Below are 22116 nucleotides of genomic sequence, written 5' to 3' on the forward strand. Positions count from 1 at the left end.
GACGGGCGGCGTTAAACTCGGGCCCCCGAACGCCACGGCCACCATGAGGCTTTTGCATGCAGTATCGCGACTTGCGCGACTTTATCAGCGGGCTGGAACAGCGCGGCGAACTCAAGCGCATCCAGGTGCCGGTGTCTCCTGTCCTGGAAATGACCGAGGTCTGCGACCGCACCCTGCGCGCAAAAGGCCCGGCGCTGTTGTTCGAAAACCCGACGGGTTATGACATTCCGGTGCTGGGGAACCTGTTCGGCACGCCGGAGCGCGTGGCCTTGGGCATGGGCGCCGAAGCTGTCAGCGAACTGCGCGAAATCGGCAAGCTGCTGGCGTTCCTCAAGGAGCCCGAGCCGCCGAAAGGCCTGAAGGACGCTTGGTCCAAGCTGCCGATTTTCCGCAAGATCATTGCCATGGCGCCGAAAGTCGTCAAGGACGCGATCTGCCAGGAAGTGGTCATCGAGGGCGACGACGTCGACCTGGCCACGCTCCCGGTGCAGACCTGCTGGCCGGGCGACGTGGGGCCGCTGATCACCTGGGGCCTGACCGTCACCAAAGGCCCGAACAAGGACCGCCAGAACCTAGGCATCTACCGTCAGCAGGTGATTGGCCGCAACAAGGTCATCATGCGCTGGCTGAGTCATCGCGGCGGTGCATTGGATTACCGTGAGTGGTGTGAAAAACACCCCGGCCAGCCCTTCCCGGTGTCGGTGGCCCTGGGCGCGGACCCGGCGACCATCCTCGGCGCCGTCACGCCCGTGCCCGACAGCCTTTCCGAATACGCGTTCGCCGGCCTGTTGCGGGGCAACCGTACCGAGCTGGTGAAATGCCGTGGCAATGACCTGCAAGTGCCGGCCACCGCCGAGATCATTCTTGAAGGTGTGATCCATCCCGGCGAAATGGCCGACGAAGGTCCGTACGGCGACCACACCGGTTACTACAACGAAGTGGACAGCTTCCCCGTGTTCACCGTCGAGCGCATTACCCATCGGATCAAGCCGATCTACCACAGCACTTACACCGGCCGTCCACCCGATGAGCCGGCCATTCTCGGCGTGGCGCTGAACGAAGTGTTCGTGCCGATCCTGCAGAAGCAGTTTCCGGAAATCACTGACTTCTATTTGCCACCGGAAGGTTGTTCGTATCGCATGGCCGTGGTGACCATGAAGAAGTCGTATCCGGGGCATGCCAAGCGGGTGATGCTCGGGGTCTGGTCGTTTTTGCGACAGTTCATGTACACCAAGTTCGTTATCGTCACTGACGACGATATCAACGCACGGGACTGGAACGACGTGATCTGGGCCATCACCACGCGCATGGACCCCAAGCGCGACACGGTGATGATCGAGAATACGCCGATCGACTACCTCGACTTCGCCTCGCCGGTGTCTGGCCTGGGGTCGAAGATGGGACTCGATGCCACGCACAAATGGCCCGGTGAAACCACTCGCGAGTGGGGTCGGGTTATCGTCAAGGATGAAGCCGTTACCCAACGGATCGATGCCATCTGGAATCAGTTAGGAATAGATTGATGCGTGTAACCTTGCAGCCTTCCGGGGCGGTGCTGGAGATACGGCCCGCCGAGCGGATTCTCGATGGCGCGCGACGCCTGGGCTATGAATGCCCGCAAAGCTGCCGCAACGGCAACTGCCACGTCTGTGGTGCGTTGCTGGTGGAAGGCCGCGTGGAACAGGCGGGCGAGGTGCGCGACCACGGTGAGATTTTCACGTGTATCGCCGAGCCGTTGGAGGATTGCGTGGTGTTGTGGGATGGCGTGCTGTCGCCGGGCGAGCTACCGGTACGCAACCTGGCGTGCCAGGTAATCGAGTGCGCCGAGGTGGGCGGCGATGTCTGGCGAGTGCGCCTGCGGGCGCCAGCGGGCAAGCCACCGCGCTATCATGCCGGGCAATACCTGATGATCGAACGGGAAAACGGCGAGAAATCGGCGTTTTCCCTGGCCTCGGCGCCGCATTCCGGGCGCGAGCTGCAGTTGCATGTATTGGTGCGCGAAAGCAGTGCACAGGCGCTGCTGGAGCAACTGCAACGCAACCCCAGCGTGCGCGTCGAAATGCCTTTTGGCGACACGCATTTGTCCGAACTGCCGGACGGACCGTTGGTGCTGATCGCCGCCGGAACCGGCATGGCGCAGATGCACAGCCTGATCGAGCATTGCCGTGCCGCGGGCTTCAAGCACCCGGTGCATCTGTACTGGGGCGTGCGGCGTCCCGACGATTTCTATGAAATCGAGCATTGGGACGAATGGAAAAAACTGCCGAACCTGTTCCTGCACAAAGTCGTCAGCGATTTGTGCGGTTGGGAAGGGCGCTGCGGAATGCTCCATGAAGCGGTGTGCGAGGACCTCAGCGATCTTTCCGGCGTGCACGTCTACGCCAGCGGCTCGCCGGCCATGATCTACGCCACGCTCGATGCGTTGGTGGACGCCGGCATGGACGCCCATCAAATGCGCGCCGATGTATTTGCCTATGCGCCTCGGGCTTAGCGGCTGACCTGAAATCCGGATTCATACGCTTTTGTGATCTGGAGCGTGCACTTTTGTGGCGAGGGAGCTTGCTCCCGCTCGGTTGCGCAGCAACCGCCTCTTTGGGGATGGCTATGCAGTCCAGCAGGAGCAAGCTCCCTCGCCACATAACAGCCCATGCTCACCCATCGATATAACTGCATATATTTCGTTTCGATATTTAGTCTCAAGGCTAGATACCGATAACGTATATAGGGGGTGGATGGCATTTAACTTGCCTTGATCCCCGTGAACGTCAACCCCATGACGGGCCCCATTCACTTTCCGACCCGCGAGGAGCCAACCGCTAACGGCCATGACCGCCATCGAATCCGCCATTACCTGTGCCTTGTACCCGCCACGGCTCGAGCTGGGGCCGCAGCTGACCCGTGAGCAATTGCTCGCCTCGATGCAATTGACCATGAGCCTCCACCAGGGCGGTCCGGTCTGGCTGTTCGCGTACGGTTCATTGATCTGGCGGCCGGAATGCACGGCGGTGGAGCGCATGCGCGGTCGGGTCCATGGTTATCATCGCGGTTTGTACCTGTGGTCCCATGAGCACCGTGGCACCCCGGAGTTGCCGGGGCTGGTGTTCGGGCTGGATCGCGGCGGTTCGTGCAGCGGGTTCGCCTACCGATTGCCGGAGGAGAATCTCGAGGACTCGTTGTTTGCCCTGTGGCAGCGCGAGATGCCGGTCCCGTCCTATCGTCCGCACTGGCTCAGTTGCCGTCTCGAGGATGGCAGCCGGGTGCAAGCCTTGGGTTTTGTGCTGGAGCGGCACCTGCCCAGCTATGCCGGCAACGTGCCGGACCATGTGCTGAGCCAGGTGTTCGAAAGCGCCTGTGGGCGTTACGGCACCACTCGCGATTACGTCGAGCAGACCGTCCACGCCCTGCGCAGCCACGCCATGCCAGACCGGAATCTGGAGGCGCGGCTCAAGCGCTGCCAATCAGCGCTGGATCAGGCGACCGCTTCGCGGCTCTGACTGGCTATTTGCTTGTGCCACAGCGTGGGCGCGAGGAACGCCATTGCCAGCAGGCAGGCGCCGATCAGCAGCACAAAGCCACCGTCCCAGCCGAAATGGTCCACGGTGTAGCCCATGGCGGCGCTGGCCGCGACCGAGCCACCCAGGTAACCAAACAGACCAGTGAAGCCGGCAGCTGTACCGGCGGCTTTCTTCGGTGCCAGTTCCAATGCCTGCAAACCGATCAACATCACCGGGCCGTAGATCAGGAAGCCGATGGAAACCAGGGCGATCATGTCGACGGTCGGGTTGCCGGCCGGGTTCAGCCAGTACACCAGCGTGGCCACGGTCACCAGGGCCATGAACACCATGCCGGTCAGGCCACGGTTGCCCCGGAAGATCTTGTCCGACATCCAGCCACACAGCAGCGTGCCGGGAATGCCCGCCCACTCGTAGAAGAAATAGGCCCAGGAACTCTTGTCCACCGTGAAGCCCTTGGCTTCCTTGAGGTAGGTCGGCGCCCAGTCCAGCACGCCGTAGCGCAGCAGGTAGACGAAGACGTTGGCCATGGCGATGTACCAGAGCATTTTGTTGCGCAGCACGTATTTGACGAAAATTTCCTTGGCGCTGAATTCGTTCTCGTGGCTCGCGTCGTAGCCTTCGGGGTAGTCGTTCTTGTATTTCTCGATGGGCGGCAGGCCCACGGATTGCGGCGTGTCGCGCATGGTCACGAAGGCAAACACCGCAACGGCGAGCGCTACGGCAGCGGGCACATAGAATGCCGCGTGCCAGTCGTTGAACCAGCCCATCCCCAGCAGAAACAGCGGGCCGATCAGGCCGCCGCCGACGTTGTGCGCCACGTTCCACACCGAGACCACGCCGCCACGTTCCTTCTGCGACCACCAGTGCACCATGGTCCGTCCGCTTGGCGGCCAACCCATGCCTTGGGCCCAGCCGTTGATGAACAGCAGGATGAACATCATGGTCACGCTGGAGGTTGCCCAGGGTGCGAAACCGAACACGAACATCACCCCTGCCGATACCAACAAGCCGAAGGGCAGGAAGTAGCGCGGATTGGAACGGTCGGACACCAGGCCCATCAGGAACTTCGACAGCCCGTAGGCGATGGCGATGGCCGACATGGCCAGGCCCAACTGACCACGGGTGTAACCTTCGTCGATCAGGTACGGCATGGCCAGGGAGAAGTTCTTGCGCAACAGGTAATAGCCGGCGTAGCCAATGAAGATCCCGGCGAAGATCTGCCAGCGAAGGCGTCGATAGGTACTGTCTATTTTTTCTTCAGGCAATGGAGCCTGATGGGCGGCGGGGCGAAAGAAAGCAAACATTCAAGAGCTCCAGATTTCTTGTTTTGACTGCGGATGCGAATGTTACAGTTTCATTACCGAAAATAGCATCGGTTCGCATCAACAAAAAAGCCGGAATGTTGCCGATATCGTGTTCTTTTATGAACATGTCGCTCAGGTATAAATGAAGGGCGGTATGGGAATGGCGAAACCGGGTCGCAGCGTGACGACCCGGTATAAACAGTTTGGGTAAGCAATCAGCGAACCTGAACCACCACTTTTCCGACCGCCTTGCGGTGGCCAAGATCATTGATGGCTTGTGCCGCGTTGCTCAGCGGGTACACCTGCGACACCAGCGGCTTGAGCTTGCCCTCTGCGAACCAGCCGAACAATTGCTGGAAGTTGGCGGCGTTGTCCTGGGGTTGGCGTTGGGCGAAGGAGCCCCAGAATACGCCCACCACGGCGGCGCCCTTGAGCAGCGCCAGGTTCACCGGCAGTTCGGGGATGCGTCCGCTGGCGAAGCCCACCACCAGCAGCCGGCCGTTCCAGGCAATGGCGCGGATGGCCTGGTCGAACAGGTCGCCACCCACCGGGTCGTAGATCACATCGGCGCCCTGGCCGTCGGTGAGGCGCTTGATTTCCTCCTTCAGGCTGGTTTCGCTGTAGTTGATCAGTTCGTCGGCGCCGGCTGCCTTGGCCACGGCAAGTTTTTCCGCGCTGCTGGCGGCGGCGATGACCCGGGCGCCCATGGCCTTGCCGATTTCCACGGCCGCCAGGCCAACGCCACCGGAGGCGCCGAGCACCAGCAAGGTTTCGCCGGGTTGCAGGTTGGCCCGTTGCTTGAGGGCGTGCATCGAGGTGCCATAGGTCATGCTGAAGGCGGCGGCAGTGTTGAAGTCCATGGACGCGGGAATCGGCAACACGTTGTAGCCCGGCACCGTCACTTGTTCGGCAAAGCTGCCCCAGCCGGTCAGCGCCATCACCCGGTCGCCGACCTTCAAGTGGCTGACTTTCTCACCCACCTCGCTGACCACGCCCGCCGCTTCGCCGCCGGGGGAAAACGGGAAGGGGGGCTTGAATTGATATTTGCCCTCGATGATCAGCGTGTCAGGGAAATTCACCCCGGCGGCGTGCACGTCCAGCAGCACTTCGTTCTTCTTGGCGACGGGGCTGGCGACGTCTTCCAGCACCAGCGATTCGGCGGGGCCGAATTCTTTGCACAGTACGGCTTTCATCAGGGCTATTCCTTTGGGAGTGATGGCCGATAAGTGTAGGTGTGAGAGACAACGGGTCAACGAGCATGCCCCGCCCTGATAGCCGGCCATAAGCTTGTGCTTGAACGGCGGGTCGGTATGCTGGGCCGCAAACCGGATGAGGAGTCAATTGTGAAAGCGTGGATCATGTTGATGCTGGCCCTGTCGTTGCCTGTGGCGGCAATGGCCGAAGAGGCCAAGGAAGCGAAAGAGGGCGAGGCACCGAAAGTCAGTTACATCACCCTCAGCCCGCCATTCGTGGGCAACTATGGCTTGGACGGCACGGCGAAGCTGAAGGTCTACAAGGCCGACGTGGCCCTGCGCGTGACCGGTGACGCCGCGGCTGCGGCGGTCAAGGCCAACGAGCCATTGATCCGCAACCAACTGGTGGCGTTATTCGCCCAGCAGACCACCGAGGCGATGAACAACCTCGAAGCCAAGGAAAAGCTGCGTCAGGAAGCCTTGAAGCAGACCCAGCAGGTGATGAACGACGAGACCGGCAAGCCGATGGTGGATGATCTGTTGTTCAACAACCTGATCATTCAATAAGTCGGCGTTGTTGGGGCGACCCTATCGCGAGCAAGCTCGCTCCCACAGAGATTTGCGTCGATCACAAAATTCCTGTGGGAGCGAGCTTGCTCGCGATAGCGACCTATCGGACCGCGAATCGCTCAAGGTTTCAAAGCAATCACCGCCGCCCATTGCTCGGCCGTCACTGGCATCACCGAAAGCCGCGAGCCTTTCTGCACCAGCGGCATTTCCGCCAGGGCGGCCTGTTGCTTGAGGTAATCGAGTTTCAGCACGTGGCGGAACGTCTCGACGTGGGCCACGTCGATCGCGGTCCAGGGGTTTTTGTCCGGGCTGGCCTTGGGGTCGAAATAATGGCTGTCCGGGTCCAGGGCCGTAGGGTCGGGATAGGCCGCCTGGATGATTTCGCCAATCCCGGCAATGCCTGGCTCCGGGCAACTGGAGTGGTAGAAAAAGAACGTGTCACCCACCGCCATGGCCCGCAGGAAATTGCGCGCCTGGTAGTTGCGAACGCCGTCCCAGCGGGCCTGGCCGAGCTTTTCCAGGCCCTGGATGGACAATTCGTCGGGCTCGGACTTCATCAGCCAATAGGCCATGATTTTTTCTCCTGGGCGGTGGGTATCAAAATAGTTCGGCGATTTTATGACAAACCGACGGTCGGTTGACGCCAGCATTTGCGTGTCGGGGCCGGTTGCCGCAAAATGCCGGCCTTCCAAGCTTGACGCTGCTGCACGGCCAATAAGAAAACCGCTGCTGTCATCGTGTGTGATATGCCTTGAGGGGGGCAATCGATGAAACGCAAACCGGATTTGTTGTGGATCCTGGTCATTCTGTTCGGTCTGGGTGTCGTGACCACGGGTTACGCCCAAAGCCTGTGGACCAACAAGACCGAGGCGCCGATGGACATCACCCAACCCGCGCCATCGCTCAAACGCTGAACCTGCTTTCCAGGCGCCGCTGATTACCGCGGCGTCGACCCCGCGATATACCATTGCCTGTCGCTGACCGTTCCCTGCAGCGGCACGTCCCAGCTTGCCTGCGCCAATCGTTCGACCTTCTGGCATTCATGGGCCAGCCCCAACAGCGTTGGCTTGCGCCACTGCTTGCGTCGCGCCAGGTACGCCAGGCTGCGGTCGTAAAAGCCGCCGCCCATGCCCAGTCGACCTCCCGCATCGTCAAACCCCACCAATGGCAACAACACCAGGTCCAACGTCCAGACCTTGCGTTGCCGGGCGATGTTCTTGCGTGGCTCGGGGATGCGAAACCGGTTGGGTTGCATCTTTTCGCCGGGGTGGATGCGCTGGAACACCATCTTGGTCTGTGGCCACGGGCTGAGCACCGGCAGGTAAGTGGCCTTGCCCCGGCGCTGGGCCGCACGCAGCAGCAGGCGCGGGTCGATCTCGCCATCGTTGGGCAGGTACAGGGCGATGTGCTTCGCACGGCGGAACAACGGGTGCTGGGCCAGTTGTTTGTACAGCCCGCGGGCGGCTTGCCGTTGCTGGGCGGGCGTCAGGGCGCGACGGGCCTGACGTAGCAGGCGTCGAAGTTGCGGGCGGGGCAGCAGCGCAGGTTCAGTCATGTCGAGGCTTCACGCAGTGGCGATGCCGCACAGCGTAACCGCAAAACAGGACGCCCAGAAATGCCTGCGCCCGGAAACGACAATGCCAGTCCACGTGGACTGGCATTGTCTGGAGTCAGGCTCCCCGGATGAACCGCTGTCGGCTTAGCCCTTGAACCCGAAAGTTCAAGGTGGAAGTTGCAGGGGGCGTTAAGGCTTTCCGTCAAGCGGACATGCACACCGGCCCCAACGTGCAACCCCCGTGGTTGTGCGTATCGGCTCAGGGACATCACCAACTGGCAAGCACCCCAGGGAGTGAGGCGAGTATACCCCAGGCAGCCTCGCGAATCAGCCCTTGCTGACGTCTGGATCGGTGGCGAGCACCAGATCCACCCGATCGAGCAGGTCGCGCACCTGCTCACGGGTCGAGCCACTGACCTGTACGTCCGGCGTATCCTGGCGATGCAGCAGGTCGTGGGTGATGTTCAAGGCGGCCATCACGGCGATGCGGTCGGCCCCGATGACTTTGCCGCTGCTGCGGATCTCGCGCATCTTGCCGTCCAGGTAACGGGCGGCGCTCACCAGGTTGCTACGCTCTTCCTGGGGGCAGATGATCGAATATTCTTTGTCGAGGATCTGCACGGTAACGCTATTGCTTGAACTCATGAGTCTTGCTCCAGGGCCTTGAGGCGCGAAATCATCGATTCGACCTTACGCCGGGCGATTTCGTTTTTTTCAATGAGGTGCGCGCGTTCCTCGCGCCAGGTCTTTTCCTGAGCTAATAGGAGTCCGTTTTGGCTCTTAAGTTGCTCGACCCGGTCAATTAGCAGTTCGAGTCTGGCCATCAGCGCTTGCAGGTCGGTGTCTTCCATTGTGTCCACTGAAGAATGTGTCTGATGGAGGGATGTAGGTCGCACAGCCTCTGATAGTCTTGGCGAGTCTGTCGATGTAGGATACAAGGCCTCCATTCTAGACATAGCGCCGTCTGGCGCCTAGCTGCCCATGCCCATTCAGAATTCCCCGTATCAAGCATTCGCCACCCTGCTGAGCACCAGCGGTCACCCTGTCTCGCCTGCCGAACTGCATGGCCTGTTGCTCGGCCGCAGTTGCGCCGGCGCCGGTTTCGATGCCGACGGCTGGTTGGCCGACGCCGCCGAGCTGCTGGAAGGCGAGCCGGCGGACAACGTCCGTAACGCGCTGATCGGCCTGCAGGAAATGGTCAAGGGCGAGTTGACCAGCGATGACATGACCGTCGTCCTGCTGTTGCCCACTGACGACACCCCCCTGGCCGAACGCGCCGCGGCGCTGGGCCAGTGGTGCCAGGGCTTCCTCGCCGGCTTCGGCCTGACCCGCCGCGAATACGCGCTGAGCGAAGAGGCCAAGGAAGTGCTGCAGGACCTGGCCGCGATCTCCCAGGTCCAGGATGCCCTGGAAGAGTCCGATGACGGCGAAAGCGACTACATGGAAGTGATGGAGTACCTGCGGGTCGCACCATTGCTACTGTTCACCGAGACCAAGAAAACCGATGCGGCGGCCCCCAAGCCGTCCTTGCATTGAATTTCAGAGGGAACCCCGTCTGCCCATGATTCATATCCCGAAATCGGAATACAGCCGTCGCCGCAAGGCCCTGATGGCGCAGATGGAACCCAACAGCATCGCAATCCTGCCCGCCGCCGCCGTTGCGATCCGCAACCGCGACGTCGAGCATGTCTACCGCCAGGACAGTGACTTCCAGTACCTCAGCGGCTTCCCCGAGCCGCAAGCGGTGCTGGTGCTGATGCCCGGCCGCGCCCACGGCGAATACATCCTCTTTTGTCGCGAGCGCAACGCTGAACGTGAGTTGTGGGACGGCCTGCGCGCCGGCCAGGAAGGGGCGATCCGTGACTACGGTGCCGACGACGCGTTTCCCATCACCGACATCGACGACATCCTGCCGGGCCTGATCGAAGGCCGCGACCGGGTGTATTCGGCCATGGGCAGCAACCCTGAATTCGACCGGCACCTGATGGAGTGGATCAACGTGATTCGCTCCAAGGCCCACCTCGGCGCCCAGCCGCCGAACGAATTCGTTGCCCTGGATCACTTGCTGCACGATATGCGCCTGTATAAATCGGCGGCGGAACTGAAGGTCATGCGCGAAGCGGCGCGGATCTCCGCCCAGGCGCACATCCGGGCGATGCAGGCGGCGCGCCCGGGGTTGCATGAGTTCAGCCTGGAGGCCGAGCTCGATTATGAATTCCGCAAGGGTGGGGCGAAGATGCCGGCCTATGGCTCGATCGTCGCGGCGGGGCGCAACAGCTGCATCCTGCACTACCAGCAGAACGATGCGCTGCTCAAGGACGGCGACCTGGTGTTGATCGATGCCGGCTGTGAAATCGACTGCTACGCCAGCGATATCACCCGTACCTGGCCGGTCAGCGGCAAGTTTTCGCCCGAGCAGAAGGCGGTCTACGAAGTGGTGCTGGCCGCCCAGGAAGCCGCGTTTGCCCAGATCGCGCCGGACAAACACTGGAACCAGGCTCACGAAGCGACGGTCCGGGTCATTACCGAAGGGTTGGTGCGCCTGGGACTGCTGGAGGGCGAGGTGGACGAGTTGATTGCCAGCGAGGCCTACCGGGCGTTCTATATGCACCGCGCCGGCCATTGGCTGGGCATGGACGTGCATGATGTGGGCGAGTACCGGGTTGGTGGCGAGTGGCGGGTCCTGGAAGTCGGCATGACGCTGACGGTGGAGCCGGGCATCTATATCGGCCCGGACAACCGCAGCGTCGCGAAAAAATGGCGCGGCATTGGCGTGCGCATCGAGGATGACGTGGTGGTGACCAAAACCGGTTGTGAGATCCTGAGCCGAGGCGTGCCGAAAACGGTCGCCGACATCGAGGCCCTGATGGCCGCCGCCCGGACGCAAGCGGCATGAGCCGGGTCAATCTGGCGATCATTGGCGGTGGCCTGGTCGGCGCGAGCCTGGCGCTGGCCCTGCAGGCCGGTGCCAAGGCCCGGGGCTGGAGGATTATCCTGATCGAGCCCTTCGCCCCCGGCGACGCCTGGCAGCCAAGCTACGATGCCCGGTCTTCGGCGTTGTCCTACGGTGCCCGGCAGATTTATCAACGCTTGGGTGTCTGGCAGGAGATTTCCCGTCGCGCCGAACCGATCAAGCAGATCCATGTGTCCGATCGCGGGCGGTTTTCCACGGCGCGGTTGTCGGCCATGGAAGAGGGCGTGCCGGCCCTGGGCTACGTGGTGGAAAACGCCTGGCTCGGCCAGTGCCTGTGGCATGGCCTGGACCCGGAAGTGGTCAGTTGGCGCTGCCCGGCGCAGGTTACGCGCATGGAGCCACTGGTCGGCGGTTATCGCCTGACCCTCGACGACGAAACCACCCTGGAGTGCGACCTTGCCGTCCTGGCCGACGGTGGTCGCTCCAGCCTGCGCGAGCAGTTGGGCGTCGGGGTGCGCAGCCGTCCCTATGACCAGAGCGCCTTGATCGCCAACATCACCCCCAGCGAAGCCCACAATGGCATGGCCTTCGAACGCTTCACCGATGACGGCCCGATGGCCTTGTTGCCGCTGCCGGAGAATCGTTGCGCGCTGGTCTGGACCCGCCAGGGCATGGACGCGCAACGGCTGGCGGCCCTCGACGAGCGCAGCTTCCTCGCCGAATTGCAGGGTGTGTTCGGTTATCGCCTGGGTACGCTGAAGCAGGTGGGTGTACGGCACCTGTACCCGTTGGCGCTGGTGGAAGCCGAAGAGCAGGTCCGTCCGCACCTGGCGATCCTGGGCAATGCCGCCCACAGCCTGCATCCGATTGCCGGGCAGGGGTTCAACCTGTCCCTGCGCGATGCCCAGGCCCTGGCCGATGCCTTGCTCGACAGCGATCGCGAGCCAGGGGATTTTGCCGTATTGCAGGCCTACCGCGAGCGCCAGCGCATGGACCAGGCCCTGACCGTGGGCTTCTCCGACCAGGTCACGCGGCTGTTCGGCAGCAGCCTGCCGCTGGTGTCCCTGGGCCGGAACCTCGGCTTGCTGGGCCTCGACCTGCTGCCTCCGGCCAAGCGCTGGTTCGCCCGCCAGGCCATGGGGTTGGGGACGCGTCCCGATGCGTGAGGCTGGGGTGGTCATTTCTTTTCATGGGCGGCTGATGTCGCCCGCAAAACAGGCTTAGAGCATGGAATTGCGTGCAGATCTGCTGATTGTCGGCGCCGGTATGGTCGGCAGCGCCCTGGCGCTGGCGTTGCAGGGCAGTGGCCTGCAAGTGTTGTTGCTCGACGGCAGCCCGATGAGCGTCAAGCCCTTCGACCCCCAGGCCACGTTCGAGCCTCGGGTCAGTGCCTTGTCGACGGCCAGCCAGCGGATCCTCGAGCGCCTGGGCGTCTGGGAAGGCATCACCGCCCGGCGTGCCAGTCCTTACACCGACATGCACGTCTGGGATGGCAGTGGCACCGGGCAGATCCATTTTTCGGCAGCCAGCCTGCATGCCGAGACGCTTGGGCACATCGTTGAAAATCGCGTGGTGCAGGATGCCCTGCTGGACCGACTGCATGACTGCGACCTGGGTTTGTTGGCCAACGCCCGGCTGGAGCAGATGCGGCGTTCCGGCGACGACTGGCTGCTGACCCTGGCCGATGGCCGCACGTTGCGGGCCCCCCTGGTCATTGCCGCCGATGGCGCGAATTCCGCTGTGCGCCGCCTGACGGGCGTGGCGACGCGCGAATGGGATTACCTGCACCACGCCATCGTCACCAGCGTGCGCAGCACCCGGCCGCATCGGATGACGGCATGGCAGCGCTTCACCGACAACGGCCCGCTGGCGTTCCTGCCCCTTGAGCGTGACGGCCAGCACGACTGGTGCTCGATTGTCTGGTCCACCACCCCCGAAGAAGCGCAGCGCTTGATGGCACTCGATGACACTCAATTCTGCAGCGAACTGGAACGCGCCTTCGAAGGCCAGCTTGGCCCGGTGCTGAGCGCCGACCCGCGCCTGTGCGTGCCGCTGCGCCAGCGACATGCCAAGCGCTACGTGGCCGAAGGGCTGGCGTTGATCGGCGACGCGGCCCATACCATCCATCCGCTGGCCGGGCAGGGGGTGAACCTGGGCTTCCTCGACGCTGCCGTGCTGGCCGAAGTGCTGTTGCACGCGGCCGGCCGTGGCGAACGGTTGGCGGACGTGAAGGTGTTGAGCCGCTACGAGCGCCGACGCATGCCCCACAATCTGGCGCTGATGGCGGCGATGGAGGGCTTCGAGCGGTTGTTCCAGGCCGATCCGCTGCCGGTGCGCTGGTTGCGCAACACCGGGCTGAAACTGGTGGACCGCCTGCCTGAGGCCAAGGCCCTGTTCGTGCGCGAGGCGCTGGGGTTGAGTGGGGATTTGCCGGATCTGGCCAAGGCCTGAGAGGTCTGTTGGGCTCATGGCCTCATCGCGAGCAAGCTCGCACAGATTTCACCGGATCAAATGTGGGAGCGAGCTTGCTCGCGATGAGGCCGGCACAGCCACCTCACTCCATCTGCGCAACATTTGGAAATGTGTCCGCCCACTGTTCGATTGAGATGCCAAATGTGAGTCCTTATCATTTGCGCCTCTTTCGCTCTCCAGAGACCGCTACCATGTTGGCAACCAAGCGCCTGCTGTCCGCCCTCGCCTTGACCCTGATCGGCACCACTGCCGCCCAGGCCGCCGACGAGGTGGTGGTCTACTCTTCGCGTATCGATGAACTGATCAAGCCGGTTTTCGATGCCTACACCGAGAAAACCGGCGTCTCGGTGAAGTTCATCACCGACAAGGAAGCGCCATTGATGCAGCGGATCAAGGCCGAGGGCGAGAACGCCACCGCCGACCTGCTGCTCACCGTTGATGCCGGTAACCTCTGGCAGGCTGAGCAGATGGGTATTCTCCAGCCGTTCACCTCCCCGGTGATCGACGCCAACATCCCGCCCCAATACCGCGCTTCGTCCCACGCCTGGACCGGTTTGAGCCTGCGGGCGCGGACCATTGCCTATTCCACCGACCGGGTAAAACCGGACGAGTTGACCACCTATGAAGCGCTGGCCGGCCAAGAGTGGGAAGGCCGTCTGTGCCTGAGGACCTCGAAAAAGGTCTATAACCAGTCCCTGACCGCCACGCTGATCGAAACCCACGGCGCGGAAAAAACCGAAGAAATCCTCAAGGGCTGGGTCAGGAACCTGTCCACCGACGTGTTTTCCGATGACACCGCATTGCTTGAAGCGATCAATGCTGGCCAGTGCGATGTCGGTATCGTCAACACCTACTACTATGGCCGCCTGCACCAGCAGAAGCCGGACCTGAAGGTGAAGCTGTTCTGGCCGAACCAGGCCGATCGCGGTGTGCACATCAACCTCTCGGGCATCGGCTTGACCAAGCATGCGCCGCATCCGGACGCCGCCAAGAAACTGGTGGAGTGGATGACCACGCCGCAAGCGCAAAGCATCTTCGCCGACGTGAACCAGGAATTCCCGGCCAACCCGAAGGTCGAGCCGTCCAAGGAAGTGGCGGCCTGGGGTGCGTTCAAGGCCGATACCTTGCCGGTGGAAGTCGCGGGTAAACGCCAGGCCGAAGCCATTCGCATGATGGATCGCGCTGGCTGGAATTAACCCCAAGTCAGACACGATTCCCTGTGGCGGTTATAAAATAGGTGCCCGCGCCAATGCGCGGGCATCATCATTTAAACGAGAGCTCCCTTTGGCCCACCCCGCCCAACGCCGCTGGTACCCCCTGGTCTTCGCCATCGCTGCGCTGGTCCTGTTGCCCTTGAGTGTCTTGCTGCTGTCCTGGCAGAGCATCGACCAGCAAATCTGGTCCCACTTGTGGGATACGCAGATGCCGCGCTTGTTGGGCAATACCCTCACGTTGATCCTTGGCGTGGGTGTCGGCGTGACCTTGCTGGGTGTCAGCCTCGCCTGGCTCACCAGCCTGTGTGAATTCCCGGGACGTCGCTGGCTCGATTGGGCGTTGATGCTGCCGTTCGCGATTCCGGCCTATGTGTTGGCGTTCGTTTTCGTTGGCCTGCTGGATTTCGCCGGTCCCGTGCAGACGCTGTTGCGTGAATGGTTCGGCAGCGGCCTGCGCCTGCCCCGGGTTCGTTCCACCGGCGGGGTGATCCTGGTGCTGGTGCTGGTCTTTTACCCTTACGTCTACCTGCTGGCGCGCAGTGCCTTCCTGGCCCAGGGCAAGGGCTTGATGGAGGCTGCCCGGGTGCTGGGCCAGTCGCCGTGGCAGGCGTTCTGGCGCGTGGCGCTGCCAATGGCCCGGCCAGCCATCGGTGCGGGCGTGGCGCTGGCGCTGATGGAAACCCTGGCGGATTTTGGCGCGGTGTCGGTGTTCAACTTCGACACCTTCACCACCGCCATCTACAAGACCTGGTACGGCTTCTTCAGCCTCTCCAGCGCTGCTCAACTGGCCAGCCTGCTGTTGCTGGCGGTGATGCTGGTGCTCTATGGCGAACGCCGGGCCCGCGGCGCTCACCGGGCCAGTAACGAGCGGCCCCGGGTCAAGGCGCTGTACACGTTGCGCGGCTTCAAGGCCATGGCGGCCAGTGGCTGGTGCTTCCTGGTATTTGCCTGCGCGTTTGTCATCCCGGTGCTGCAGTTGGTGGTGTGGTTCTGGCAACGCGGTCGTTTCGACCTGGATGAGCGTTATGCCGGGCTGATCGTCCACACCCTCTACCTGGGCGGCCTGGCGGCGCTGGTCACCGTCTGTGTGGCCTTGCTGCTGGCGTTCGCCCGGCGGTTGGCGCCGACCCGTCCGATTCGTGCAGGCGTCGGCCTGGCGAACCTGGGGTATGCCTTGCCCGGTTCGGTGCTGGCGGTGTCGATCATGCTTGCGTTCAGCTACCTGGACCGTGAGCTGGTCATCCCGCTGTCGACCTGGCTCGGCGGTGCAGGCAAGCCGTTGTTGCTGGGCAGCCTGTCGGCGCTGTTGCTGGCGTATCTGGTGCGTTTCCTGGCCGTGGCCTACGGCCCGTTGGAGAGCAGCCTGGCGCGCATTCGTCCGTCCTTGCCCGAAGCGGCACGCAGCCTTGGGGTCAGTGGGCCGCGACTGTTTTTCAAAGTGTATCTGCCATTGTTGTTGCCCGGCACCTTGAGCGCGGCGTTGCTGGTGTTCGTCGATGTGCTCAAGGAAATGCCCGCGACGTTGCTGATGCGCCCGTTCGGCTGGGACACGCTGGCGGTGCGGATCTTCGAGATGACCAGCGAAGGGGAGTGGGCCCGGGCCGCGCTACCGGCGCTGACGTTGGTATTGGTGGGGCTGTTGCCGGTCATCGGATTGATACGACGTTCGGCCCATCGAAACAGCTAGGTGCCAGTCCTACCTCATGCGGCTACAATGCGCGGCATTCGGTGCGGTCCGTCTGTCGGACCGGGCAACTGAGAGCGTCAGAAAACTCCTTTTTTCAGACGTTCGCGCTACGCAGTGCCCGTCCGCACCTTCGCCAAGCCCGGAAGGAGAAACCCATGGGACAGCGTACGCCTCTGTATGACCTTCATCTCGCCCTTGGCGCGAAGATGGTCGATTTTGGCGGTTGGGATATGCCTTTGCATTACGGCTCGCAGGTCGAAGAACACCATCAGGTGCGTCGCGACTGCGGTGTGTTCGATGTATCCCACATGACCGTGATCGACGTCGCCGGCCCCCAGGCCAAGGTCTGGCTGCAGCGCTTGCTGGCCAATGACGTCGATCGCTTGCAAGACACAGGCAGTGCCTTGTACAGCGCGATGCTCAATGAGCGCGGTGGTATCGTCGACGACATGATCATCTACCGTGTCGAGGGCGGGTATCGCCTGGTCTTCAACGCCTCGACCCGCGATCAGGACCTGGCCTGGATGCAGGCACAGCTCGGTGACTACGACGCACAACTGCTTGAGCGCCCCGAGCTGGCGATGCTGGCGATCCAGGGCCCCCACGCCCGGCAGAAGATTGCCGAGCTGGTCACACAATCCCGTGGGCAAATCATCCAGCAACTCAAACCTTTCGAAGGGCGCGCCGACGGCGAATGGTTCATCGCCCGGACCGGCTACACCGGCGAAGATGGCCTGGAAATCGTCTTGCCTGCCCAGGAGGCCCCGAGTTTCTTCAACGACCTGGTCGGCGCTGGCATTTCGCCCATCGGCCTCGGCGCCCGCGACACCTTGCGCCTGGAGGCCGGCATGAACCTCTACGGCCAGGATATCCACCAGGATGTTTCACCGCTGGCCTCGAACATGGCCTGGAGTATCGCCTGGGAGCCGGCGAGCCGTCAGTTCATCGGGCGCAGTGCGCTGGAAGCCGAGCTTGCCAGCGGTGTGCAGCACAAACTGGTCGGGCTGGTGCTGGAAGAGCGGGGTGTTTTGCGCGCCCATCAGGTGGTTCGCATCGCCAATGTTGGCGAAGGGGAGATCACCAGTGGTAGTTTTTCTCCTACGCTTAGCAAGTCGATCGCCCTGGCACGTGTTCCGATGGCAACCGCTGACCGTGCCGAGGTAGAAATTCGTGGTAAGTGGTACCCGGTACGGGTGGTCAAACCGACCTTCGTCCGCCATGGCAAAACCCTGATCTAACCTTTTGCGGCGGGCCGCTGGCCGCTGACACTTTCTATTGAGGACACAGAATATGAGTGATATCCCTGCCGAACTGCGTTTTGCCGAAAGCCATGAGTGGGCGCGTCTGGAGTCCGACGGCTCCGTTACCGTGGGCATCAGTGATCATGCGCAGGAGGCCTTGGGCGATGTGGTCTTTGTCGAGCTGACTGAAGTCGGTAAGGCTTTTGCCGCAGGTGACCAGGCCGGTGTGGTTGAGTCGGTCAAAGCCGCTTCCGATATCTATTCTCCGATTGCAGGTGAAGTGATTGCGGTTAATGAAGAGTTGGGTGGTTCGCCTGAACTGCTGAACTCCGATCCGTACGGCGCCTGGATCTTCAAGCTCAAGCCGAGCAACACAGCTGATTTGGACAAGTTGCTTGATGCGGCAGGCTACAAGGCTGCTATCGGCGAATAAGAACGACCGCACCTGTGGGAGCGAGCTTGCTCGCGATAGCGGTGGATCAGCGGCATTGATATGAGCTGACACTCCGTTATCGCGAGCGAGCTCGCTCCCACAGGGGGGTGGGATAGCCTTGGGGTTTTCACCGGGCAAAAAAATGCCGCTCATCGAGCGGCATTTTTCATGGCCCGGAATCAGTCCTGGGCGACGGCGTTTTTCGCCAGGATCGCGTTGGCCAGTTCCATGTCGGTGGCTTGCAGGCCTGGGTTGTCGGCACGCACTTTCTGCATCGCCGCTTCCAGGTAAGGGCCACGGATACCGCCATCACTGGCGACGAAGCTGCCGGCATCGTCCTGGGCGGCGACGATCAGTTTGTGATCCTTGAAGGTCAGGTAGGTGGAACCGGTGGTCGCACCGGACGAGATGACGTTACGCCAAAACGTGTCGGCCATTGCCGAGCCAACAGGAAGAGACAGCAAGGCTACGGTAGCGACAGCAAGTTTGAGACGCATGATGGGTGACTCCACTGGGGTTAACTATGACGTTGGATTACCGGCGTCTCGATTCAGTTCCATGACTTGTCAGTCAGCCCGTTCCACCTGCAGCACCGCGCCCTCCTGCGCCACCACCCTGACCCGCATGCCAACGGACGACTCGGGCCCCTTGGCCAGCCAGACACTGTCGGCCACCTTGATTTTGCCGCGACCATCGACAATCGCTTCATGCACCAGGAAGACCTTGCCGATCAGTTCCTGTCCGCGCAGGTTCAGGTGCGGCTGATCGCTTTGGCGCACAGCGCTACGCTGGCGTCGCCACCAGTACAGTGCCGTGGCGATGGCGAACAGGCCGAACAACAGGAACTGCAGTTCCCACGGCATCTGCGGCAGGACGAACGTGAGCACGCCGACTGCCGCGGCGGCCATGCCAATCCACAGCAGGTAACCACCGGCGCCGAACACTTCAAGGATCAGCAGGATGACACCCAGCGCCAGCCAGTCCCAGTACGACATGTGTTGCAGGAACCCCCACATACGCGCGCCTCAGGCTTTCTTGCTGTCGAAGGTGGCCCTGACGATCTCGCCGATGCCACCGACCGCACCGATGACCTGGCTGGCTTCCAGCGGCATCAGGATCACCTTGCTGTTGTTGGCTGACGCCAGTTTGCCCAGTGCATCGATGTATTTCTGCGCGACGAAGTAGTTCACGGCCTGGACATTACCGTCGGCAATGGCCTGGGACACCACTTGGGTGGCCAACGCTTCGGCTTGCGCCTGGCGCTCGCGGGCCTCGGACTCCAGGAATGCCGCCTGGCGGCTGCCCTCGGCCTCGAGGATCTGCGCCTGCTTCTTGCCTTCGGCGGTGAGAATCGCTGACGCTCGCAGGCCCTCGGCTTCGAGGATCTGGGCACGCTTGATACGTTCGGCTTTCATTTGCCCCGACATGGCGGCCATCAGGTCCGCAGGGGGGCTGATGTCCTTGATCTCGATCCGGGTGATCTTGATGCCCCACGGCGCCGTCGCTTCATCGACGGTGCGCAGCAATTTTTCGTTGATGCCGTCGCGCTGGCTCAGCATCGCGTCCAGCTCCATGGACCCCAGCACGGTGCGGATATTGGTTTGCAGCAGGTTGCGGATGGCGTGTTCGAGGTTGTTGACCTCGTAGGCCGCCTGGGCCGTATTGACCACCTGGAAGAAGCACACGGCGTCGATCTGTACCGTGGCGTTGTCGGCGGTGATGACTTCCTGGGGCGGGATGTCCAGCACGCTTTCCATGACATTGATCTTGCGCCCGATGCGATCCATCACCGGGATGATGATGTTCAGGCCGGGCTTGAGGGTGTTGGTGTAGCGGCCGAACCGCTCGACAGTCCATTGGTAGCCCTGGGGCACGACCTTGAAGCCCATGAAGAGAATGGCGACCACCAGGCCGATGAAAAGTAAAAGTACGCTACCGATCTGCATGACGGTTCCCTGTGCGAAGTGAGATGGACCTGCGAGTCCTGAGTGTAGGGCAAGCGGCCATTATCCTCACTCTGTGGGAGCAAAGCTTGCTCGCGATGCAGGCGCCTTGCCTCCCCGGGAGACCGCGTCATTTTCATCGCGGGCAAGCCTTGCCCCCTACAGTCTCTCGCCACCGCTACTTCTGCTCACTCTGTGGCGTAACCCGCAACACTTCCTCGACGGTGGTCAAGCCCGCCGCGACCTTTTGCGCCCCCGACAGCCTCAGGCTGCGCATCCCTTCCTTGAAGGCCTGGCGGCGCACCGCCAGCAGGTCGGTGTCGGGGTGGATCAAGGCCTTGACGCTGTCGGTCAGTTGCATGATTTCGTAGACGCCGGCGCGGCCGCGATAACCGGTGTCGCGGCATTCCAGGCAGCCGACGGCCTGTTGGGCATTGCTCGGCAACGGTGCCTGCCAGGGCCGCGTCAGGGTCTGCCAGTCGTCTTCGTCCAGGGCCAGCGGGGCCTTGCATTGCGGGCACAGGGTGCGCACCAGCCGTTGGGCCATGACCCCGAGCACGGTGGCCTTGATCAGGTAATGGGGCACACCCAGCTCCAGCAGGCGGCTGATGGCGCTCGGCGCGTCGTTGGTGTGCAGCGTCGACAGCACCAGGTGACCGGTCAGCGCCGCCTGGATCGCCATTTCAGCGGTTTCCAGGTCGCGGATCTCACCGATCATGATGATGTCCGGGTCTTGCCGCATCAATGCCCGTACCCCGGCGGCGAAGGTCAGGTCGATGTTGTGCTGGACCTGCATCTGGTTGAAGGAGGCCTCGACCATTTCAATCGGGTCCTCGATGGTGCAGAGGTTCACTTCCGGCGTCGCCAGTTTCTTGAGGGTGGTGTAGAGGGTGGTGGTCTTGCCGGAACCGGTAGGCCCGGTCACCAGGATGATGCCATTGGGCTGGCGGGTCATGTCCTGCCAGCGGCGCAGGTCGTCGGCGGAGAAACCGAGCTGGTCGAAATCCTTGAGCAGCACTTCCGGGTCGAAGATCCGCATGACCATTTTTTCGCCGAACGCCGTGGGCAAGGTCGACAGGCGCAATTCCACTTCGCCGCCATCCGGGGTCTTGGTCTTGACCCGGCCGTCCTGGGGTTTGCGTTTTTCCGCGACGTTCATCCGCCCCAGGCTCTTGAGGCGGCTGACGATCGCCATCGTGACCTGCGGCGGGAACTGATAGACGGTGTGCAGCACCCCGTCGATGCGAAACCGTACCGTGCCCTGCTCGCGGCGCGGTTCGATGTGGATATCGCTGGCCCGCTGTTGGAAGGCGTACTGGAACAGCCAGTCGACGATATTGACGATGTGAGCGTCGTTGGCGTCCGGTTCCTGGTCACTGGCCCCCAGGTTGAGCAACTGTTCGAAATTGCTCAGGTTGCTCGGTTGCTGATCGACCGTGGTGGCGCCGCTGACCGATTTGGCCAGGCGATAGAACTCCACGCTCAGGCGCTGGATATCCACCGGGTTGGCGACCACCCGCTTGATCGGCAGCTTGAGCACGTGGGTGAGGTCGGCTTCCCAGCTGCTGACGTAGGGCTGTGCGCTGGCGACGGTGACGGCGTCACGATCGACCGCTACCGCGAGGATCTTGTGGCGCTGGGCAAAGGCATAGGACATCAAGGGCGTCACGGCCGCTACGTTGATTTTCAGCGGGTCGATGCGCATGTAGGGTTGGCCGGCCTGCTGGGACAACCACAGGGTCAGGTTCTCCAGGTCCAGGCGCTTGCCGGGTCGACTGAGATCGTCCAGGTGCTGGTTGGCAATGAACTCCAGCGGATGCAGCTGGCTATTGGCGCTGTGGCGTCGGCGGGCGTTGAGCGCGGTTTCGGCCGAATCCTGGCTGATGAAGCCCTGGGTGACCAGTTGGCGCAGCAGATCATTGAGGTCCAGCCAGCGGTCCTGAGTGGCGTGTTTGGTGGACATGCGGGTTCCTATTGGACAATTGCAGCAAAGCCGCGATACAGACGCTTCGGCGTCCTCGCTCGGTCTGCAAAAGAATAGTCCCGACCCTGTGGTCCGTTGGGCCACTACCCGA

Annotated in this window: 23 protein-coding genes and 1 other RNA gene; 13 read left to right on the forward strand and 11 right to left on the reverse strand. The window is 62.4% G+C overall.

Features of this window, described 5'->3' with window-relative positions:
• Positions 1–56: 56 nt before the first annotated feature.
• The 3 genes from ubiD to BLO80_RS08025 all read left to right on the forward strand — a co-directional run bounded on the left by ubiD (position 57) and on the right by BLO80_RS08025 (position 3494).
• Complete coding sequence (gene ubiD / locus BLO80_RS08015) at positions 57–1523, forward strand: 4-hydroxy-3-polyprenylbenzoate decarboxylase (RefSeq protein WP_060740124.1); 1467 nt, start codon at positions 57–59, stop codon at positions 1521–1523.
• Entirely contained in the window at positions 1523–2491 is a 969-nt protein-coding gene (locus BLO80_RS08020; protein ID WP_092333015.1) for a CDP-6-deoxy-delta-3,4-glucoseen reductase, read from the forward strand. The genes ubiD and BLO80_RS08020 overlap by 1 nt, the downstream gene beginning before the upstream one ends.
• Positions 2492–2825: 334 nt before the next feature.
• Positions 2826–3494, forward strand: coding sequence for a gamma-glutamylcyclotransferase (locus BLO80_RS08025; protein ID WP_092203214.1), 669 nt, complete (start codon positions 2826–2828; stop codon positions 3492–3494).
• Here the strand turns inward: BLO80_RS08025 and glpT are convergent.
• Together glpT and BLO80_RS08035 are read right to left on the reverse strand one after the other, a co-directional pair.
• Positions 3470–4819, reverse strand: coding sequence for a glycerol-3-phosphate transporter (glpT, locus tag BLO80_RS08030; RefSeq protein WP_060740127.1), 1350 nt, complete (start codon positions 4817–4819; stop codon positions 3470–3472). The genes BLO80_RS08025 and glpT overlap by 25 nt on opposite strands.
• A gap of 215 nt (positions 4820–5034) precedes the next feature.
• Positions 5035–6012 carry an NADPH:quinone oxidoreductase family protein gene (locus tag BLO80_RS08035; RefSeq protein WP_092333017.1) on the reverse strand — a complete coding sequence of 326 codons (978 nt, stop codon included), beginning with the start codon at positions 6010–6012 and terminating at the stop codon, positions 5035–5037.
• Between the two features lie 150 nt (positions 6013–6162).
• Between BLO80_RS08035 and BLO80_RS08040 the strand changes: the two genes are divergently transcribed.
• Complete coding sequence (locus tag BLO80_RS08040; RefSeq protein WP_092333064.1) at positions 6163–6579, forward strand: flagellar basal body-associated protein FliL; 417 nt, start codon at positions 6163–6165, stop codon at positions 6577–6579.
• Between the two features lie 122 nt (positions 6580–6701).
• On the opposite strand, the gene BLO80_RS08045 is transcribed toward BLO80_RS08040, so the two are convergent.
• The gene (locus BLO80_RS08045) at positions 6702–7154 is read right to left on the reverse strand and encodes an EVE domain-containing protein (protein WP_092333019.1); all 453 of its coding nucleotides are present in this window, start codon (positions 7152–7154) and stop codon (positions 6702–6704) included.
• Positions 7155–7349: 195 nt separating this feature from the next.
• Between BLO80_RS08045 and BLO80_RS29870 the strand changes: the two genes are divergently transcribed.
• A complete protein-coding gene (locus tag BLO80_RS29870; protein WP_092203200.1) occupies positions 7350–7496 on the forward strand; it encodes a hypothetical protein in 147 nt (48 codons plus the stop codon).
• Positions 7497–7519: 23 nt separating this feature from the next.
• Here BLO80_RS29870 and BLO80_RS08055 read toward each other — a convergent pair whose 3' ends face one another.
• From BLO80_RS08055 to BLO80_RS08070, 4 genes are all read right to left on the reverse strand, one after another.
• A complete protein-coding gene (locus tag BLO80_RS08055) occupies positions 7520–8137 on the reverse strand; it encodes a 5-formyltetrahydrofolate cyclo-ligase (RefSeq protein WP_072405974.1) in 618 nt (205 codons plus the stop codon).
• 117 nt (positions 8138–8254) lie between these two features.
• A non-coding RNA gene (gene ssrS / locus BLO80_RS08060) (6S RNA) lies at positions 8255–8434 on the reverse strand.
• 30 nt (positions 8435–8464) lie between these two features.
• Positions 8465–8782 (reverse strand): cell division protein ZapA, encoded by a 318-nt coding sequence (locus tag BLO80_RS08065; protein ID WP_039590276.1) that lies wholly within the window; start codon positions 8780–8782, stop codon positions 8465–8467.
• Positions 8779–8988: a TIGR02449 family protein gene (locus BLO80_RS08070; RefSeq protein WP_003177365.1), complete on the reverse strand. Its 210-nt coding sequence runs from the start codon at positions 8986–8988 to the stop codon at positions 8779–8781. The genes BLO80_RS08065 and BLO80_RS08070 overlap by 4 nt, the downstream gene beginning before the upstream one ends.
• A gap of 130 nt (positions 8989–9118) precedes the next feature.
• Between BLO80_RS08070 and BLO80_RS08075 the strand changes: the two genes are divergently transcribed.
• The 8 genes from BLO80_RS08075 (at position 9119) to gcvH (ending at position 18098) form a co-directional block, all read left to right on the forward strand.
• A complete protein-coding gene (locus BLO80_RS08075; RefSeq protein ID WP_092333021.1) occupies positions 9119–9673 on the forward strand; it encodes a YecA/YgfB family protein in 555 nt (184 codons plus the stop codon).
• 25 nt (positions 9674–9698) lie between these two features.
• Positions 9699–11033, forward strand: coding sequence for a Xaa-Pro aminopeptidase (pepP, locus tag BLO80_RS08080; RefSeq protein WP_092333023.1), 1335 nt, complete (start codon positions 9699–9701; stop codon positions 11031–11033).
• The gene (ubiH, locus tag BLO80_RS08085) at positions 11030–12217 is read left to right on the forward strand and encodes a 2-octaprenyl-6-methoxyphenyl hydroxylase (RefSeq protein WP_092333025.1); all 1188 of its coding nucleotides are present in this window, start codon (positions 11030–11032) and stop codon (positions 12215–12217) included. Before pepP ends, ubiH begins: the two co-directional genes overlap by 4 nt.
• Before the next feature lie 67 nt (positions 12218–12284).
• Positions 12285–13502, forward strand: a complete 1218-nt coding sequence (locus BLO80_RS08090; protein WP_175459467.1) for a 2-octaprenyl-3-methyl-6-methoxy-1,4-benzoquinol hydroxylase — start codon at positions 12285–12287, stop codon at positions 13500–13502.
• A 212-nt stretch (positions 13503–13714) separates the two neighbouring features.
• Positions 13715–14719: an extracellular solute-binding protein gene (locus BLO80_RS08095; RefSeq protein WP_092333028.1), complete on the forward strand. Its 1005-nt coding sequence runs from the start codon at positions 13715–13717 to the stop codon at positions 14717–14719.
• A gap of 88 nt (positions 14720–14807) precedes the next feature.
• Positions 14808–16424, forward strand: a complete 1617-nt coding sequence (locus BLO80_RS08100; RefSeq protein WP_092333030.1) for an ABC transporter permease — start codon at positions 14808–14810, stop codon at positions 16422–16424.
• A gap of 155 nt (positions 16425–16579) precedes the next feature.
• A complete protein-coding gene (gcvT, locus tag BLO80_RS08105) occupies positions 16580–17662 on the forward strand; it encodes a glycine cleavage system aminomethyltransferase GcvT (RefSeq protein ID WP_092333032.1) in 1083 nt (360 codons plus the stop codon).
• A 52-nt stretch (positions 17663–17714) separates the two neighbouring features.
• A complete protein-coding gene (gene gcvH / locus BLO80_RS08110; protein ID WP_092333034.1) occupies positions 17715–18098 on the forward strand; it encodes a glycine cleavage system protein GcvH in 384 nt (127 codons plus the stop codon).
• A gap of 179 nt (positions 18099–18277) precedes the next feature.
• Here gcvH and BLO80_RS08115 read toward each other — a convergent pair whose 3' ends face one another.
• From BLO80_RS08115 to BLO80_RS08130, 4 genes are all read right to left on the reverse strand, one after another.
• Positions 18278–18595 carry a DUF2388 domain-containing protein gene (locus BLO80_RS08115; protein ID WP_072405965.1) on the reverse strand — a complete coding sequence of 106 codons (318 nt, stop codon included), beginning with the start codon at positions 18593–18595 and terminating at the stop codon, positions 18278–18280.
• Positions 18596–18664: 69 nt separating this feature from the next.
• Positions 18665–19114, reverse strand: coding sequence for an NfeD family protein (locus BLO80_RS08120; RefSeq protein WP_092333036.1), 450 nt, complete (start codon positions 19112–19114; stop codon positions 18665–18667).
• Between the two features lie 9 nt (positions 19115–19123).
• Positions 19124–20044 (reverse strand): SPFH domain-containing protein, encoded by a 921-nt coding sequence (locus BLO80_RS08125; protein ID WP_014340768.1) that lies wholly within the window; start codon positions 20042–20044, stop codon positions 19124–19126.
• 175 nt (positions 20045–20219) lie between these two features.
• The gene (locus BLO80_RS08130) at positions 20220–22004 is read right to left on the reverse strand and encodes a type IV pilus assembly ATPase TfpB (protein WP_072405963.1); all 1785 of its coding nucleotides are present in this window, start codon (positions 22002–22004) and stop codon (positions 20220–20222) included.
• Between the last annotated feature and the right edge of the window lie 112 nt (positions 22005–22116).

The sequence above is a fragment of the Pseudomonas sp. NFACC56-3 genome (assembly GCF_900100025.1).
In the GTDB taxonomy this organism is placed as follows: domain Bacteria; phylum Pseudomonadota; class Gammaproteobacteria; order Pseudomonadales; family Pseudomonadaceae; genus Aquipseudomonas; species Aquipseudomonas fluorescens_AA.

Bases quoted from the DNA above. Each gene is read 5' to 3' on its own strand.
- gcvH (WP_092333034.1), top strand. From the start codon at position 17,715: ATGAGTGATATCCCTGCCGAACTGCGTTTTGCCGAAAGCCATGAGTGG.
- BLO80_RS08130 (WP_072405963.1), bottom strand. From the start codon at position 22,004: ATGTCCACCAAACACGCCACTCAGGACCGCTGGCTGGACCTCAATGAT.
- BLO80_RS08035 (WP_092333017.1), bottom strand. From the start codon at position 6,012: ATGAAAGCCGTACTGTGCAAAGAATTCGGCCCCGCCGAATCGCTGGTG.
- gcvT (WP_092333032.1), top strand. From the start codon at position 16,580: ATGGGACAGCGTACGCCTCTGTATGACCTTCATCTCGCCCTTGGCGCG.
- glpT (WP_060740127.1), bottom strand. From the start codon at position 4,819: ATGTTTGCTTTCTTTCGCCCCGCCGCCCATCAGGCTCCATTGCCTGAA.
- pepP (WP_092333023.1), top strand. From the start codon at position 9,699: ATGATTCATATCCCGAAATCGGAATACAGCCGTCGCCGCAAGGCCCTG.
- ubiD (WP_060740124.1), top strand. From the start codon at position 57: ATGCAGTATCGCGACTTGCGCGACTTTATCAGCGGGCTGGAACAGCGC.
- BLO80_RS08045 (WP_092333019.1), bottom strand. From the start codon at position 7,154: ATGGCCTATTGGCTGATGAAGTCCGAGCCCGACGAATTGTCCATCCAG.
- ubiH (WP_092333025.1), top strand. From the start codon at position 11,030: ATGAGCCGGGTCAATCTGGCGATCATTGGCGGTGGCCTGGTCGGCGCG.
- BLO80_RS08120 (WP_092333036.1), bottom strand. From the start codon at position 19,114: ATGTGGGGGTTCCTGCAACACATGTCGTACTGGGACTGGCTGGCGCTG.
- BLO80_RS08020 (WP_092333015.1), top strand. From the start codon at position 1,523: ATGCGTGTAACCTTGCAGCCTTCCGGGGCGGTGCTGGAGATACGGCCC.
- BLO80_RS08055 (WP_072405974.1), bottom strand. From the start codon at position 8,137: ATGACTGAACCTGCGCTGCTGCCCCGCCCGCAACTTCGACGCCTGCTA.
- BLO80_RS08095 (WP_092333028.1), top strand. From the start codon at position 13,715: ATGTTGGCAACCAAGCGCCTGCTGTCCGCCCTCGCCTTGACCCTGATC.
- BLO80_RS08025 (WP_092203214.1), top strand. From the start codon at position 2,826: ATGACCGCCATCGAATCCGCCATTACCTGTGCCTTGTACCCGCCACGG.
- BLO80_RS29870 (WP_092203200.1), top strand. From the start codon at position 7,350: ATGAAACGCAAACCGGATTTGTTGTGGATCCTGGTCATTCTGTTCGGT.
- BLO80_RS08070 (WP_003177365.1), bottom strand. From the start codon at position 8,988: ATGGAAGACACCGACCTGCAAGCGCTGATGGCCAGACTCGAACTGCTA.
- BLO80_RS08075 (WP_092333021.1), top strand. From the start codon at position 9,119: ATGCCCATTCAGAATTCCCCGTATCAAGCATTCGCCACCCTGCTGAGC.
- BLO80_RS08115 (WP_072405965.1), bottom strand. From the start codon at position 18,595: ATGCGTCTCAAACTTGCTGTCGCTACCGTAGCCTTGCTGTCTCTTCCT.
- BLO80_RS08125 (WP_014340768.1), bottom strand. From the start codon at position 20,044: ATGCAGATCGGTAGCGTACTTTTACTTTTCATCGGCCTGGTGGTCGCC.
- BLO80_RS08065 (WP_039590276.1), bottom strand. From the start codon at position 8,782: ATGAGTTCAAGCAATAGCGTTACCGTGCAGATCCTCGACAAAGAATAT.